The sequence below is a fragment of the Ruegeria sp. HKCCA5929 genome, from assembly GCF_013034525.1.
Classification (GTDB): domain Bacteria; phylum Pseudomonadota; class Alphaproteobacteria; order Rhodobacterales; family Rhodobacteraceae; genus Ruegeria.
This window is the reverse complement of record NZ_WQGE01000005.1, coordinates 86677-102125: the sequence shown is the minus strand read 5'-3', so window position 1 is coordinate 102125 and position 15449 is coordinate 86677. Positions and strand designations below refer to the sequence as shown.

The window sequence follows — 15449 nt, the reverse complement described above, 5'->3', positions numbered from 1 at the left end:
GTGCCTGCGCGGTCTCTTTCACAAAGTGACGGAACGTCACGCGCGTTCCGAGTATTCCATCGTTTCGGTGTTCACGACGATCATTTCGTCCTGACCGATGAAAGGAGGCACCATGACTTTCACGCCATTGTCCAGCACCGCAGGCTTGAACGAGTTTGCAGCGGTCTGGCCTTTGACGACCGGCTCGGTCTCGACAATTTGGCAGGTCACTTTCTGCGGCAGCGTCGCGTTCAGCGCCTCGCTTTCGTAGAATTCAACGACAATGGTCATGCCATCCTGAAGGAACGGGCGACGTTCGCCCAGCAAATCTGCCGGCAATTCAATCTGTTCGTAGGTTTCTGCATCCATGAACACCAGCATCCCATCGGATTCGTACAAGAATTGCTGATCTTTCTGCTCAAGGCGAACACGCTCGACCTTGTCCGCAGACCGGAAACGCTCGTTGAGTTTTGAGCCATTGCGCAGGTTGCGCAGTTCGACCTGAGCAAACGCCCCACCCTTGCCCGGTTTTACGTGGTCAACCTTGACCGCTGCCCACAGGCCGTCGTTATGCTCAAGCACATTGCCGGGGCGAATTTCGTTCCCATTTATCTTGGGCATTACATAAATCCTTCACAAACGGTTGATGCATCAGTTGCGGTCCCTATATCTGGCGGGATCACACCTGACAAGACAACGACACCTAGTGCTGCACTTGCAGCAAGCCATGCAAGTGACGCAACGCAACTATGCATTTTAGCTGTATCCGAATCGCACCTAATAGGTCATAAGGACCCTCACGCCGAAAATGCAAGAGCAAGAACAACAAGGAAGACGAGATGAGAGATTTCGTTGACGGCACTGCCTTTAACAACGAGCAAGGCAATCGTGCGCGCAAACTTTTCGCGGCCGTTGTGTTGGCTGCACTCGATGACGCTATCGCCGATGACAAGAAATACGGCAATGGCCCCGAACAAATCGCCCGCTGGGCCCGTTCGCGCGATGGGCGCGAAGTTCTGTCCTGCGCGGGTATTGACCCGAACGAGCGGGTTGTCAGCGGACTGATGGAGTTCGTTGGTCGCGGTGTACGGACCTCGGTCGCACTGTCCCGTGAAGAAAGCGAGCGCCGCAACGCCGCTCAGCACGCAGAAGCCGCCTGAACTTAAGCGAGTTCGCACAGAAAAAACGCGCTCTGTCCGCCAGAGCGCGTTTTTCTATGCTCTGCCGCGATGTCCCAAAGGCTAGAAAAACAACAACCACTGCCGTGCCACCCAAACTTCGGCCAGCAGCATGACGCCAAACATGGACTTGCCCCAGACAGACAGACCGCGCTGCCACAACATGACGTAAGCAGCCAGACAAACTGCAGCAGAAACCGGAGCGACCCACAAAGCGTGGTGACTGCTGTCCCAATAACTGACCGGGCTGTGAAACACCCAATCGCTCAAAGGCCAGAATTGAGGTCGCCCGTCGCCCGCATGCAGCACAAAATCTGTCGCTAGGTGCAACAAACCTGCCGCTGCTCCGACAGCCACGGCGTGCCAGCCACGCCAAACTGCCAAAAACAGTACAATCCCCCAAAGGATAAAGGAGTTGTCGATCGCAAAGACGGTTTGCCAGGCCTGCGAATAGTACAGTTGCCCAAAGACCACCTGTTCCGGAATGCCCAATACAAACAACGACACTCCCACCATGAGATACAGGGACAAATCCGGCAGCACTGCCCCAAGCATTGCAGCCAACAGGATGCGGCCCTGCGGCGGTCGGGCAAAAGCGGCAGCCCCGATCAAAAGATGCGCTGGAGTGTTCATCGGGGGCTTTCCCTTCCCGCTCAAATCAAGTCATCTGCGCCCTGACTTATAGGAGACAACCCATGGTTCGCGCCATCATGATTCAAGGCACCGGCAGCAATGTCGGAAAATCGGTTCTTGTGGCCGGGCTTGCGCGCGCCTTTACGCGCCGGGGTATGCGGGTTGCTCCGTTCAAGCCACAAAACATGTCAAACAATGCGGCCGTCACCGAAAACGGGGGCGAGATCGGCCGCGCGCAGGCGCTTCAGGCCCGTGCAGCGAAGCGGGCGACCCATACAGATATGAACCCCATATTGCTGAAGCCCGAGACGGACACCGGTGCTCAGATCATCGTTCAAGGGCAGCGCGCGGGTACGATGAAGGCCGGGGACTACCGTAAGGATAAGTCCAAGCTGCTGGGGGCCGCGCTGGAAAGCTTTGACCGGCTTTGTGCGGATGCGGATCTGGTTCTGATCGAAGGTGCGGGCAGCCCCGCTGAAACCAATCTACGCAACGGTGACATCGCCAATATGGGTTTTGCCTGCGCCGCAGGTATTCCCGTGGTTCTGGTCGGCGACATTCATCGTGGCGGCGTGATCGCGCAGATCGTCGGCACTCAGGCTGTGCTGGACGGCGGCGACCTGGCGCAGATCCGGGGTTTTGCTGTTAACCGGTTCAAAGGGGACGTGTCTTTGTTCGACGAAGGGCGTGACGACATCGCCGCCCGTACTGGTTGGCCCTGCTTGGGTGTCGTGCCCTGGTTCCATGACGCGTGGAAATTGCCTGCTGAGGATATGATGGACATTCGCTCTCATACCGGCGGCACGTGCAAGGTGGTTGTGCCTCAGCTGGAACGGATGGCCAATTTTGACGACCTTGATCCGCTGTCCGCTGAACCAGACGTGAGTGTCGAGATCATCCCAGCCGGACGCCCCCTGCCCGGTGATGCCGATCTGGTTCTGCTGCCGGGCAGCAAATCCACCATCGGGGATCTGGCCTATTTTCGAGCGCAGGGTTGGGACATCGACCTTTACGGCCACGTGCGGCGTGGCGGGCACGTTCTGGGCCTGTGCGGCGGCTATCAAATGCTGGGTAAAACCATTTCCGACCCGGATGGGGTCGACGGCAGACCCGGCAAGGTCGAAGGCTTGGGGTTGCTGGATGTCGACACTGTGATGGGCGGACAAAAGCAAGTCATTTTACGCTCGGCCCATGCCCTGCCCGACCGCGATCCGGTCAGCGGGTATGAAATCCATATGGGACACACTGAAGGACCTGATTGTGACCGTGCATGGCTGGAGGTCGAAGGCAAACCAGAAGGTGCCGCCAGCGCCAACGGACGGATCAAGGGCAGCTATTTGCACGGTATCTTTTCGTCTGACACGTTCCGGGCGCGCTATCTTTCAACGCTGGGCGTGACCTCGGACGTCGCTTATGAGGATGGCGTCGAACAGGTTCTGGATGACTTGGCAGACCATTTGGAACGCCACATGGATCTTGATCTGCTGCTGAGCCTCTCCCAATCCCCTAGGCGCAGCTAGGCGTTACTCCAGATCTTTTGCGGCTAGGGCACGTGCAATCTCGCGCCGGACCATCTTGCGCACATTCCGCGTGATCCGCTCGCCCATCGTGCCCTGCAGCTCTTGCCTGACAACTTCGGCAATCAGGGCGCGCAGATCCTCTTCATCCATGTCGATACTTCTGTCATCGACTGCAGGCTCTGCGATCACCTCGGTCTCGGTCCTCGGCGCGCGGATGAACTCAGCTTGAACGTGTGCTTCGCCCTCATCGTCGGACGCGTCAGCTTGCTCAATGTCAATGGAACCGACGGCCTCGGCTGCGGCAAATTCTGCTTCTACGTTCCACGGCAAAGATTGCGACGGTGTGCCCGAGTAAGCATCTTCGCTGTCGCCATCCGGTTCCCATTGATCTTCTGTTTGTGCAATGGCCGCTTCCAGCGCTTCGATCTTAGCGCTTAAGCTGGTGGCAGCATCCGCAGACTGAGCAGGTTTAGGCGCATCGGCCGCGTCCTCTGCGGCGTTGGCCGGCTCGCCGGCCTGCACAATATCGCAGGCCCGCAGCAACATGGGTTTCGCCGAGTCGGACATCTTAAGGTCCGAGTCGGTCTGGATGGGAACCCCATTGGTCTGCTTGGGCGTGCTGACACGCAAAGCATCCGTCAAAACCAGCCGCCCCGGCTTTCTCGATACAGGCTGTTGATCCGAGACGGATTTATCGCGGTTGTCTTCGCTTACCAGACGTTTGACCGAAGACAGAACGTCTTCGATCCCTGCTTTTACGACGTTATCAGTCATTGTTCTCTACCGCTCTATCCTTGGATCGAGTGTAGCCAAACAATCTCAACCTCACAACAAATAGTATGACCGATCAGTCCCGACGCAACGCTTTGAGGACGCGATCCAGATCTTTGCTCTGTTTGCTGACCTGTGCCGGTGCCTTTTTGACCAGGTTGTAATACAAGGTCGGATCGTAAATCTGCACCGCCAAACCCAGACGTTCAGCCGTCAGCAGACCCTGAGCCTGCAACAACTGGTAAGCCGCGCGCGAGCGTTCAGTGCGTGAAGCAACTTCGGCCAATTGCGCATCCAGCAAGTCCTGCTGAGCGTTCAGCACATCCAGAGTTGTCCGCGCGCCCAGTGTTGCCTCTTCGCGAATCCCGTCAAACGCCACTTGCGAGGCACGAACCCGTTCAGTCGATGCCCTGAGGCTGGCGCTGGCCGCCTGGAACGCCGCATAACGATCAGTCACGCCCTGTGTGATGTTTTTTTGGACATTCAACAGGTTCGCGCGCGACGCATCCCGGGTCGCCATTGCGCGACGTATATTCGCAGCCAACCGACCACCAGCATAGATGGGCTGGTTGAAGTTCAGCGAGATAGTCGCATCGTTGATATAATCATCGTTGTCGTAGCTTTCTGTGACCCCCGCGTCAGCGTTCAGGCTGACGTTCGGTCCAAGATTGGCCCGCTGCTGCTGCACGATCAGATCAAATGCGCGCACCTGATGCTGTGCTGACAGAATCGCGGGATGGTTGCGCTGCGCCAGACTGACGGCCTCAGCCTCGGACCGCGGCAGGTTGGGCAGACTCGGCTGTCCCGCTGTACGCCCCGGTGCCTTGCCAACCGCGTTCACATATTCTGCCTGCGCGATGCTCAGCTCACCACGCGCGACCGCCAAATCCGCCTGCGAGCTCGCCAACTGCGCTTCGGACAAGGCAACGTCCGTACGCGTGACTTCGCCAACCTCGAAGCGATCATTCGATGCTCTGAGTTCTTCGGCCGAAACTTCGACGTTGTTCTGGCGGATCGCCACGGTTTCTTCTTGCAGCAACACGCCCAGATAGGCGTTTGCCGCACGGATCAGAACCTGTTGTTCGATGTCGATCAGAGTTTGCCGCGTCGACAACACGGTTTCCTGCGCAGATTGCTTGCCCAGAATCGAAGCCCCACCGTCATACAGAAGCTGACCCAGGGTCAGACCCGTAAAAAACCGCGACGGCTCATTGGTTGTGACCACATTGCTGGTCCGACTGCGGGTATAATCCTGGCTAACCTGCACCGTCCAGTTGATGATCGGCCGCAACGCCGACAACGCAATGGCCACATCTTCATCCGCAGCCCGCAAAAGCGCCCGGTTCTGTTCCAGCAAACCGCTTGTGTTATACGCACCGATGAAGGCGTCTGTTATGTTATCAGCCCACGCTGCACGCTCTGGCATTACGCTCATGGCAAGCCCTGCGGTCACTGCGAATGCCTTGACCAGCCTGCCTGTCGCTGAACCACGCATACCGAAATCCTCTCAAAACGAAATTACACTGCCCTACAGGCAGTTTGCGGCCTTGTTTTCAACTAATCAAGGCGGAAGAAAAATCTATCGGCGGACTATAGCGAAAATGCACACTCAGCCGAAAAACTCTCCAAGACCGGTGCGCTGGCGTTGAATGCGTCGCGCCAGCTGACCTGACCGCCAGACTTCCGACCAACCCGCACCGTCCCCAAGTTGCCGTCGACAAACAAACAGGCGATTCGGCCGTGTTCCTTGAGCTGATCAAGCAAACCTTCGGGGATTTGCTCGACACCGCCCTGCACCATGATCACGTCGTAGGGGCCATGTTCGGCAACGCCCTGTTCCAGCGGGCCCACATGAATGATGGCATTGTCAACATCTGCTTCGGCCAGAAGGCTTTGCGCCTCAGCCGCCAGTGCTTCGTTACTTTCCACTCCAACGACCAACTGCGCCATGCGCGCAGCCACCGCCGTGGAATACCCCATGGCCGGCGCGATATCGAGAACCATCTCATCATTCGAAATGTTCAACGCATCCAGCATCTTGGCCAGTGTCCGCGGCTCAATCATAGCGCGCCCCTGGCCCATATCGATCAGACCGTCGACGTAGGCAGCTTCACGCTGAGCATCTGGAACAAAATTTTCGCGTGGCACGCTCAACATTGCTTCGATGATCGGGAATTTGGTGACATCAGAGGGTCGGACCTGTGTATCAACCATTGTGCGGCGCCGGGCTGCGAAATCTGTCATTGGATATCTCGTCTCATTCCCATGGATGTCCGGCTTGTGCCACATCCTGACCCGACCAGCAACGGCCCTGTTGCCGCAACCCAGCCAAGGTGTCGAAATAATCCGGCACCAGCTCATCCGAAATTCATTCTTGTCGCCAAATTTGTACGCAATCCACTGGACGCCCTCCTGGAAAGCTGCTAAAACCCCAAGCACACCACGGCAAGTATTTGATTTTACTTGAAAAGGCGAGTTGGCGGAGTGGTGACGCAGCGGATTGCAAATCCGTGTACACCGGTTCGATTCCGGTACTCGCCTCCAAAACTCTAACTATAAATATTGAACATTTTTTTGGCAGATGCCCACCCGATCGGCATTCACCATTATCGCCGGTTTTCAACCCGAGCACACTCTGAACAAACTTTTGTAGTTTTCAGGGGGTATCTTGCGCTGGCCTTCGCATGAGAAGGTGGAGGCTGGTCCCGCAAAAGACTTCGGCATCCAGAACGGCTATCGCGAACGCGAATTAAAAGTATTACACCGCCTAGCATCGGCGGTGCAACTTCATTCAGCGACATAGGTGAACATCAGCCAGCTTTGCCCGAGTTCATCTGCGGCGCGGCCATAGAATTCGTTCAGGCTCAGGCTGACGATCCGCAGTTACGGTGGTTCGTTCCCGCCCGCAATCGCGATGCTGCAGACATGCACGTCCCCTAAAGAGGTACCTGCGACTTTCAGAACGCAGGTCTCGCCCACAGCGAAACACCACGATAGCTCTTCGAGAAAGAGGCCTTCGTATCGCTCTTCATCGATGACGTAGTCTCTTGCCCGCGCGTCATAGCGATAGTCGGGCAGGTTCGGCGCATAGTCGAGATCCCAGGCCGGGTAGAGCCGAACAGTGTCATCGTTGCTCATCTCGAAATCCACTTCGGGCCAGAGCCTGATCCACCGCGTGAAATCGTCCATGTCGCAGACACGGAACGTATCGCTGCGCCAGCCGCCAGTTTCCAGACACATGGTGTTTTCCTTTTTTGCCTGTTTCCTGCGGGTGTCCGAAAAACCCGCCCCGGCACAGTGGCCGGAGCAGGTCTGGTCAACGTCGAAAGAGCTGGTTGTCGCGTTCGGATTGGCCGTTCGGTCTCTGGCCGTTGCCGTTCTGGTGATGCTGCTTTTGCGGGCCGCCACCGTTCTTTTGACGGGCGCTAGAGTTCGGCGTGATCTCCATCACATCGCCTCCGGCCCGCTCGATGCGAATATGGGCGTCGGTCCGCTCCAGCAGTTTCTCACAATCCGGCTCACGTGAGCCGAATAGCCAGCGGAGCATCTGCATTCCGGGTCTCCTTGGCTGCTGCGTCCGAAGGGTGTCCGAAAAACCGACGCTGACGAGCGAGCCTTCAAGGAACGGGAGTCAACTCAGTCAGTTACCAATGCTGGTTCATAAGGGCGTTGCCCAATCGCAGACGATCAGTGGTACCGCTTCGCCTTCAACATTGGCCACCTGCCCCGCTGCAGAAGGAAAAGCGGACGTTGGTGGAATGTGCAGCGAGAATTGCTGGACCAATGTCCGAGTCGCGGACAAACCGGTCATTCTCGTTTTTTGAAACCTACACAAATTAAAATTCGACATTCATCGAGGTCTCGACTGCATGTACACCTATACCTACGACAATGCCTGCAAAGATAAGCCCAACAAAAGCGTTGATAACCGCCAAAGCCCGGCTTGCGGGTTTCTCCGGCCTAAGGTCTCCGTAGCCAACTGTAGTTGCGTTAATGAAAGCATGGTAAACGCTCGGCCCGGTCGACCAGCCTTCGATCCGACCAATTGATACCCCCAGCATGCACACCAAGACCAACAAGAATACAAGTATCGGTGACAGATAGATCATGTCCCAAAGGAAAACCGACAAAAACGTGCAAATGTAGCTAGCGTCGCAACCCATGGCGAAACTCTACCTCTCTGCCAGTTGGGGGCCTAATTGAATACCAATGTCTTAACAGGAAGCAGAATGGCCTGTGCCCGCAAGACAATTGCATTTGCTATACCCATGCCATCCACAATCCTTGCGATGAAAGCAGACAGGCCCGTGATCTCACCGGCGTCGATTTCCTTTGCTCGGCTCGTATAAGCAACTCCAACGCACGCACTACCGGGCGGGATGCTCTCAAGATGCTTTGGGAAAATAGGTGCTAGGAACGCTGTAACTGTACCAGGTCGCGCTCGATCCTGCTGATCCAGCAGCGCATCCCCCGGTCGGAACTGCCCCGCAGCAATCGCGTCCTGCACGTCGTCCACAACCATTGGAATTATGGTTAACGGTTTGGACGCACAGGTAATTTCCACCAGCATACCCGGCTTTAGCACACTGGCAGAAATCTGACCGAAAGCCGCAATAAAACGCCCCTGCCCCGTGACCTCTGGCACCAAAATCCCGGCAGGGCGTAGAATTGGATTAACGATGTCACCGGGCTTTAGGAGAAACTGCGTTACCGTCCCGTTCACCTCGGCAAACACGGTGGATTTTGATATCTCGGCCTCAGCCTCTCTCAAAACCGCACGCGCAGTTTCAAGCTGTGCAGGGAGAAGGGTGGATAGGCGCAATTTGGCACCGTCTAGCGAGGCAATAGCGGCTGCGCGCTGACTTTCTGCGCCGGTCACTGCTGTTTGCAAGCGCTCCAGTTCCTGCTCACTAACAACGGCGTTGTTTCGTTCCGCAAGCTCCAAACGCCGCTCCAAATCGCTCGTTGCCTGAGCAAGATTGGCCTCTGTTGCCTCGACCTGCGCGGTGGCGCCCGCGACTTCCGTTGCAGTTAGGCCCAATGCCGCCTCAATCTCCTCAATACGACGCTGAGCCGTTTCCGCTGCTGCCTCCTGCCGTGTGGTGTCCAATCGGAAAATGGCCTCACCAGCATTCACGTCGTCATTATTGGCAACGTAGACTTCCGCGACCCGCCCCGCGCGATCCGACAGAATGGTAACCGTACGAAACGCAGCAGAGACATTCCGCGTTGAGGGATGGAAATAGAAGATCACCGTGATCAGCGTCACAGCCAGTATTGCACAGGCGGTCAAACCCCACCGCAACTCATACCAGACGTTGAAAAGGGTTATTTCGCGGCCCCACCGCTTGCCCTGTTTGTAACGGCGATACAAATAATCCGGGACGATTGTGATCAGCGCAGAGAAGACCAACTCAAGCATCGTCGCTCTCCGAGACGTCTACTTCGGTCTTAAGTGGAAAGATTTCATGCAACGGCACGGCGGCGATCAGAATTGCCGCGATCCAAAAGGCGTTGTTCAGGGTGAAGAGAGAGATCAACCCAAGCACACCGACCAACTGCATTTGGACCTTATGAGCACCTGCTGCCATGCGGTCGGGAATGGCCTGTACGGTAAAGTAGAGTGCACCAAAACCCAGCAGCACTATCACTAGAACCAATCCAACAACGATCAGAAAACCGTCTGTCTCTCCCGGAGGTGTTACCCAAAACGGGAGCCTTCCCATTGCCTCATCAGAAATAGAACTGTTCACCTGTCTTCCCCCCGCATCCAAGTGATCACATTCGAATATAACTGATTGAAATCAAGAAAACCAATTTGACTTGAGGCTTTGGAATTTTCTCAAAGGCATCATTTCAGACTTGGCTAAACCACCGGGCTTTGAGATTGGAGTACAGATCAATTACCGGGAATTTAATCAGAATAATCTAAAGTCTGCTCTGGAGGCGCAGCTGCCGAATGCATCCGCAGCATTCAACTGGCACGGTAATGACCGCTCAGGGCTCGTAGCGGTCATTCGCTGCACTTGGCATGAGCATCCGCTTTGCGGACAAAGCCGTCGTTTGCTTCGGCAACGATCAATTGGGGAGATCAACCCATCAACCCATCAATCCATCAACCCAGAAAGAACTCGAACGGGTTATCTAAACGCGTCACAAACCAGACAAAATTGTCTAACAACAAAATATTTACAGCAAAAGGCGCGGTATTCTTGCTCTTGTAGTGCTAAGATGAAGAGATATCGCTTGGTTTTCTTTTCTGGTAAATGAGCCAATACCTTGAGACGAATTCTTGCTTTCGCTGCACTATCGGCTGCAAATACGACCAGTCCAACCTTTGCTCAAAGTATAAACCCTGATGCCTCCGAGGCTGCTGCACGGGCGGCTTTGTCTGTCTTGAGTATCGCTGCCACTCCAAATGAGACTTTATCCTCGTTTTCTTTTCTTGATGCTTCCGGAGGTACCAAAAGTCTACGCTCGACCCAGCTGCGAGGAGGGTACAAGCCATTTGAAAACGGACTTTATTTAGAGGGTCTTGTTGCCTACCAAAAGTACAACCCGGTTATCTTCTTCCCAGAGATTGCTGCCGGTACTGAGTTGGATGTAACTTGGTCAAGCGTGGCAGCAACGGTTGGCGTCGGCTGGGAGTTTCCATTGATTAACGAATGGAAGATTCGGCCGGTCGGACATCTCTCACTTGGCCAAGTGACTGCAGATGCCATTTTTGCCGACTTTCCACTGCTGGGCCCGAGATCTAACTCCAACGAATTGATCGATGGGAATTTAAACGCATTCGGGATCGGTGCTTCGCTTGGCATTTTCCGAGAGGCGCAATTTGGGCCCTGGCAAGTGGAATATCGCGTCCGTCAAACATTCTTGGAATTTAACCCGATCAATGAGCCGCAGGCTGGGAACGCAAGTGCGAGTTCCAATCAAACAACCTTGTTCTCACGTCATCGCTATCCGTTGGACAACGTCAGACTCTTCGAACTCCCAACGCAACTTGTTCTGGATGCCGGTGTCGTGCTGTATCACGGTGACAGCGCAACCGTTCTTGATACCGATTGGCTAGCAACGGCTGGTTTCGGACTTGAGATTGATACTCGCTTGACCGGCCTACCGGCCGTGCAAGCGGGGCGTTTAATGTTAAACGGTATAGTTGCCGAAGAATTTTCCGGTTTTTCTATAGGCTTCGGTCTGCGGTTCTAAGTCGAGGCTGCTCTAACCTGACAATAACCGATGAGCCCAATTTCGTCTTGAACCGCGACTTGTAAGTGCGCTGAGTTGAAAAGTGACCGCTTCGGACGCAGAGCAGCCGTTCGCTACGTTCTGCCTGAGTGACAGCTTTGCGGACTTTGCAGCCAACCGCATTCTTAATTCAAAGGACCGCAGTCAGCCCGAAGCAGACCTTCAAAACCGAACTTTACAACGGCAACTTAGCGAACAAATCCATTCATTCGCATTCACCACTGGAATGCCCGCAACCGGCCCGGCCAAGCATTTTCAGCTAAGAGTCCAATCGAACAAATTTAAAGCGGTTTCTTAATTGGTTTTTGTGAGAAACACGCTGGTTTCAGGGTTCAGATCATCATTCGGATCCGTCAAAATGCCAGCTGGGAAGGAAACCGAGATAGGTCGATCCATTGTATCGAGGCAGAGCATGTGGTTATTGTCTCCGTCGCCCAGATCAGCAAGCGCTGCGGGCGTCACAATGCGCTGAGATCCATCTTCGGCCTCTACGAGGATACTGTACAGATCACGTTCCACCTCGCCCGGTTCCTTGCCGTTGGCCAGCGTAACGCCACCCGCCCAAGTTACCCGAATGGCCTGAACAGTGTTGTCACTTGGACAAAGGCTTCCTCTGGTTCGGCGTGGCCCCAAGTTTCCGACCAAAGTCCAATCCTCAACAACCTCGGCAAAGATCATTGAGGGCCCGTCTTCCAGCGGAGTTACGGCTACCGTAGCACCTCGAAAATCAAGTGTCCCGTCGATGGAATTAAGGTGTCCAATAACTTCGACTTCGATGGGGGGATCGTCGGGAAGGTTCCCAAAATCCCCGATGAGAAGCACCGTGCGCAATTCCCCGGGGTCGGTAGCGGGCAACACAGACGCGCAGTGCATTGCTCCGATCTGGCCTGACTTTGTTTCAACTCTGAAGTCACCTGCCTGCAGAGTTTCCAGATCTACCTGGGTAGAAAAAATGACAGGCATCCCGTGTTTGCCTCTGGAACCTCTGCAAATGAAGTTTGCCACTCGGGGCAACGCCTCGAGCCCATGGAAAGCAGAAAGCAACTCGGCTTCTTGTCCTCCGGCTGAACTCGGCAATCCGAGGTTTGGGGTTGTATCTTCAAGTTCTCGACTTGAGACGCCTTGCGCGCATACAGTTGTACCTGACAACACAAACGCAGTGGCAGGTGCAAGCAGTGTGATCGCTTGAATCCAATTCCTAAACTGCTTCAGCAATAAGGTTATTCTCCCCATTTGGTCTCCGGTGCCGCGGGCTTCCGCGCTGTTACGTGTTGGAATTAAAATAACACACGCAAACACATTTGGTCGAACTTGCCGCTACGCAGGTTCCAACAACGCTTCGGAAAGCTCGTACTCCGAAAGGGCTCCCGGTGCACCTATTGCAACAAGCCTTGTTTCGGGTTTTCGGTGGCCCCATGCACCATCCCTTGCGATGTCCATGCGTTTTCCGACAACCTGTACAAGAATGCGATGATCCGGATCCTCCTCACTGAAGACAAAACCCTTGAGACGATAGACATCTCCGGGAAGTTTCCGAATAGCGCTACGAAGAGAGGATAGGCTTATCGGTCGGTCAGCTTTCATCATGGTAGTTGAAAAGCTGTCTGAATGATCAGAGTGGTGACAACCGCAATCTGTCCCATGTTCACGATGATCAGGTATTTCTGTTTCGAGCTGTTCGGCGGCAAAGCGACCAACAGAAAGAAGTATGTCCAGAGGGACGTCCGCATTGACAGCTTCGACCAATCGATATCGACGGAATCGAGACCCCAGCCAATCGTGCACCTTCTGAACTGTGGCCCTGTCGACAAGATCAACCTTGTTCAGAATTACCATGTCCGAAAACGCAATTTGTCGGAGTTTCAGTTCCATTTGTTCCGGCGCGGCAAACAATTGTTCCGCATCGACAAGACACATGAGGCTGTCCAAGCGGATCATGTCGCGGAACCGTTGATCCGTAAACGTCATCGCAATTGACGATGGGTCCGACACGCCGCTTGCTTCAAGAACGATATATTCCGGTTTCTCAGGCCTGGCGAGAACGGCCTCTACCGTTTCGATCAGGTCATCTCGGATCGAGCAGCACACACAGCCATTCGCAAGACTCATCACATCATCTTCGAGACCGACTACCAAGTCAGCGTCAACGTTTATTGATCCAAAGTCATTCACCAGAACTGCAACCCGCAACCCGTGATTGCCTGTCAGGATGCGGTTCAAAAGCGTTGTCTTACCGGCGCCGAGAAAGCCGGTAAGGATCGTTACGGGGATCGCAGAAGTCGAACCAAATTCAATCATTGTTCGATCTCCTCTCAGTCTTCATCACGCGGGCCGATTACATCCGAAACTTTGATGGTAAAGTCCTGCGGCCAGTCCCCGCCGGGTGCTCGGAAAACGTCAGTTGGGTAGTATTCGCGTGGATCGATCTCCATATCGCGGTACTTTTGGTCTTGCTGATCTGCTCGAGTGAGCCTCGGATTCGGCAATGTGATTTCATCCGGGAGCTCAATACGCCCGGCCTCGGCTGCCGCAGCCAGTTCACGAAATGGTGGCACAGTACCGGATTTTCCGGGCAGTGCAGCTTTCCTGTACCAGATGGCATCCTTGGTCACGTTCACAACGGCTACATCGAGACCCCATTGGAACAGACCGTCATAGTGGGCGCGAATACCAGCCAGCATTTCAGCATCGATATCCTCGTCCTGTGTATAGTGCGTTACCATTCCCAACCGCGGCCTTGTGTCAGCAAATAGCTTACCCACGGCATAGTGGGAGGTATGATGCGTATCGATGGTGTAGTTGAACAGATCCTGTGGGATACCGTATTTGTAGGTCATCAACTGACCAATATCCTGTCCCGACATTTCGGTTACAAAGACATCCACGCCTTCACCGTATTTCCGTGAAAGCTCATCCGGGCGACCATCGCCTGTCCATACAAAGCTCAGACCATTCCAATCGAGCCGATACCCAACTGCGCCGTCCTTGGCGTGGCTGCGCGGCCAGGACCGAACAGTCACACCGTCTTGGTCATAAACGATGCCACCTTCCTGGCTGAAATCGAACTCGTTGACTTCGATCTCATAGCCATCACCAATTGGGAACACATCGAATGCTTCAAGGTGCCATTTGAGCATCTGCTGCATGCCTTTGACCATCCCAGCTGTGCCAAGCTCGGGTGTCCGACCGGACGGGCCGTGAATACGAAGTGGAGTGTACCCTCCTGACCAGGCCCGGAATGGGTAGATGTAAGGGATGTCGGCATAGTGGTCGACATGCAGGTGAGAGATGAAGATGTCGTTGATCAGCTGCCCCGGCACCTGCATGGCAATGATATTGCGGACACAACCGGATCCAAAGTCGAAGAAGAACCGTTTTCCATTTCCCAACTCTACCATGATACACGTACCCGCCTGATCTTCGCGCGGCGGATAGGGGGTCGAGCCACAGAATGAGATGCGCATCTCATCTGGTCCCAACTCCTCACTAAGCGGAAAATAGTTCGCATTTGAACCTGTCATGTACTTCGTCGGACGGAAATACTCTGGCAAAGAGATACCACCTGCGGGTCGCCCACCGTATGGGTTCTTGAGAGTTTCTCCCAGCGGGCCGTCTCCTTCGTGGGCCTCGGCACTCCCCGCCGCAAACCCAGCCGCCCCTGTCGCGGCGGCTCCAGTGGCTAAACCCTTAAGAACACTCCGTCGTGAGGGGTCTTCAATTTGCTCTGTCGCCTGAACTTGTTTGTGCTCCAGGTCTTTACCATTGTCTTCCTTGGTCATGGTTCGGTCCTCAGTTAAAAGTGTTACGAAGATTGCGCTTCACCATCCGGCGAAGCTCGTTCACGAGTTCAGATCTGATGTGGGCCCATTCCGCGCGCTCTTGGGCTGGGGTCGAAACGTCATCCAACAGCTCGGAAGCTTTCTTAAGGTCTTCGATAACCTCTTTGAGCAAAGCATCCGTTTCGATACGCCCTGACAACGCCTCGGACAATTCTGCAATTTCTTTTGTCAGGTCCACCGCCACTGGATAAATCCCGGCTCCCACTATCTATTCTCACATCGAAATGAGTGCGGTTGACCGCGCACGCCAAGTGAGTCACCGTGAGTTGGGGGTGAGTTTG

At 54.8% G+C, this 15449-nt stretch carries 17 protein-coding genes and 1 tRNA gene; 4 read left to right on the top strand and 14 right to left on the bottom strand.

The annotated features are described in order from the left end of the window. Positions 1 to 36: 36 nt before the first annotated feature. A complete protein-coding gene (efp, locus tag GOV90_RS13345) occupies positions 37 to 600 on the bottom strand; it encodes an elongation factor P (protein ID WP_170459112.1) in 564 nt (187 codons plus the stop codon). A 218-nt stretch (positions 601 to 818) separates the two neighbouring features. Here efp and GOV90_RS13340 point away from each other — a divergent pair, with 218 nt between their 5' ends. Continuing rightward, positions 819 to 1139, top strand: a complete 321-nt coding sequence (locus GOV90_RS13340; protein WP_171090939.1) for a DUF6280 family protein — start codon at positions 819 to 821, stop codon at positions 1137 to 1139. An 81-nt stretch (positions 1140 to 1220) separates the two neighbouring features. Here GOV90_RS13340 and GOV90_RS13335 read toward each other — a convergent pair whose 3' ends face one another. Next, entirely contained in the window at positions 1221 to 1790 is a 570-nt protein-coding gene (locus GOV90_RS13335; RefSeq protein WP_171090941.1) for a cobalamin biosynthesis protein CobQ, read from the bottom strand. Positions 1791 to 1852: 62 nt separating this feature from the next. On the opposite strand from GOV90_RS13335, the gene GOV90_RS13330 reads away from it, so the two are divergent. Then, positions 1853 to 3310 carry a cobyric acid synthase gene (locus GOV90_RS13330; protein WP_171090943.1) on the top strand — a complete coding sequence of 486 codons (1458 nt, stop codon included), beginning with the start codon at positions 1853 to 1855 and terminating at the stop codon, positions 3308 to 3310. 3 nt (positions 3311 to 3313) lie between these two features. On the opposite strand, the gene GOV90_RS13325 is transcribed toward GOV90_RS13330, so the two are convergent. The 3 genes from GOV90_RS13325 to GOV90_RS13315 form a co-directional block, all read right to left on the bottom strand. Further along, positions 3314 to 4084, bottom strand: coding sequence for a hypothetical protein (locus GOV90_RS13325; RefSeq protein ID WP_171090945.1), 771 nt, complete (start codon positions 4082 to 4084; stop codon positions 3314 to 3316). A 73-nt stretch (positions 4085 to 4157) separates the two neighbouring features. After that, on the bottom strand, positions 4158 to 5576 hold the full coding sequence (locus tag GOV90_RS13320; protein ID WP_171090947.1) for a TolC family outer membrane protein: 1419 nt from the start codon (positions 5574 to 5576) through the stop codon (positions 4158 to 4160). 95 nt (positions 5577 to 5671) lie between these two features. Beyond that, a complete protein-coding gene (locus GOV90_RS13315) occupies positions 5672 to 6325 on the bottom strand; it encodes a protein-L-isoaspartate O-methyltransferase (RefSeq protein ID WP_171090949.1) in 654 nt (217 codons plus the stop codon). A gap of 226 nt (positions 6326 to 6551) precedes the next feature. On the opposite strand from GOV90_RS13315, the gene GOV90_RS13310 reads away from it, so the two are divergent. Beyond that, positions 6552 to 6625 (top strand) — tRNA-Cys (locus tag GOV90_RS13310). A gap of 339 nt (positions 6626 to 6964) precedes the next feature. Here GOV90_RS13310 and GOV90_RS13305 read toward each other — a convergent pair. From GOV90_RS13305 to GOV90_RS13285, 5 genes are all read right to left on the bottom strand, one after another. Then, positions 6965 to 7321 carry a hypothetical protein gene (locus tag GOV90_RS13305; RefSeq protein WP_171090951.1) on the bottom strand — a complete coding sequence of 119 codons (357 nt, stop codon included), beginning with the start codon at positions 7319 to 7321 and terminating at the stop codon, positions 6965 to 6967. Positions 7322 to 7397: 76 nt separating this feature from the next. Continuing rightward, positions 7398 to 7634, bottom strand: coding sequence for a hypothetical protein (locus GOV90_RS13300; RefSeq protein WP_171090953.1), 237 nt, complete (start codon positions 7632 to 7634; stop codon positions 7398 to 7400). 283 nt (positions 7635 to 7917) lie between these two features. Further along, positions 7918 to 8244, bottom strand: a complete 327-nt coding sequence (locus GOV90_RS13295) for a potassium channel family protein (protein ID WP_171172859.1) — start codon at positions 8242 to 8244, stop codon at positions 7918 to 7920. Between the two features lie 32 nt (positions 8245 to 8276). Beyond that, positions 8277 to 9503, bottom strand: a complete 1227-nt coding sequence (locus GOV90_RS13290; RefSeq protein ID WP_171090958.1) for an HlyD family secretion protein — start codon at positions 9501 to 9503, stop codon at positions 8277 to 8279. After that, positions 9496 to 9834, bottom strand: a complete 339-nt coding sequence (locus GOV90_RS13285) for a hypothetical protein (protein ID WP_171090960.1) — start codon at positions 9832 to 9834, stop codon at positions 9496 to 9498. Before GOV90_RS13285 ends, GOV90_RS13290 begins: the two co-directional genes overlap by 8 nt. A gap of 526 nt (positions 9835 to 10360) precedes the next feature. On the opposite strand from GOV90_RS13285, the gene GOV90_RS13280 reads away from it, so the two are divergent. Next, positions 10361 to 11290 (top strand): autotransporter domain-containing protein, encoded by a 930-nt coding sequence (locus GOV90_RS13280; RefSeq protein ID WP_171090966.1) that lies wholly within the window; start codon positions 10361 to 10363, stop codon positions 11288 to 11290. A gap of 333 nt (positions 11291 to 11623) precedes the next feature. Here the strand turns inward: GOV90_RS13280 and GOV90_RS13275 are convergent, their stop codons facing one another. The 4 genes from GOV90_RS13275 to GOV90_RS13260 all read right to left on the bottom strand — a co-directional run bounded on the left by GOV90_RS13275 (position 11624) and on the right by GOV90_RS13260 (position 15373). After that, on the bottom strand, positions 11624 to 12292 hold the full coding sequence (locus GOV90_RS13275) for a hypothetical protein (RefSeq protein ID WP_171090968.1): 669 nt from the start codon (positions 12290 to 12292) through the stop codon (positions 11624 to 11626). A 354-nt stretch (positions 12293 to 12646) separates the two neighbouring features. Then, on the bottom strand, positions 12647 to 13627 hold the full coding sequence (locus tag GOV90_RS13270) for a GTP-binding protein (RefSeq protein ID WP_171090970.1): 981 nt from the start codon (positions 13625 to 13627) through the stop codon (positions 12647 to 12649). Between the two features lie 14 nt (positions 13628 to 13641). Continuing rightward, positions 13642 to 15108 carry a guanitoxin biosynthesis MBL fold metallo-hydrolase GntH gene (gene gntH, locus GOV90_RS13265; protein WP_216602324.1) on the bottom strand — a complete coding sequence of 489 codons (1467 nt, stop codon included), beginning with the start codon at positions 15106 to 15108 and terminating at the stop codon, positions 13642 to 13644. 10 nt (positions 15109 to 15118) lie between these two features. Then, positions 15119 to 15373 (bottom strand): hypothetical protein, encoded by a 255-nt coding sequence (locus GOV90_RS13260; protein ID WP_170594381.1) that lies wholly within the window; start codon positions 15371 to 15373, stop codon positions 15119 to 15121. Positions 15374 to 15449: the final 76 nt, after the last annotated feature.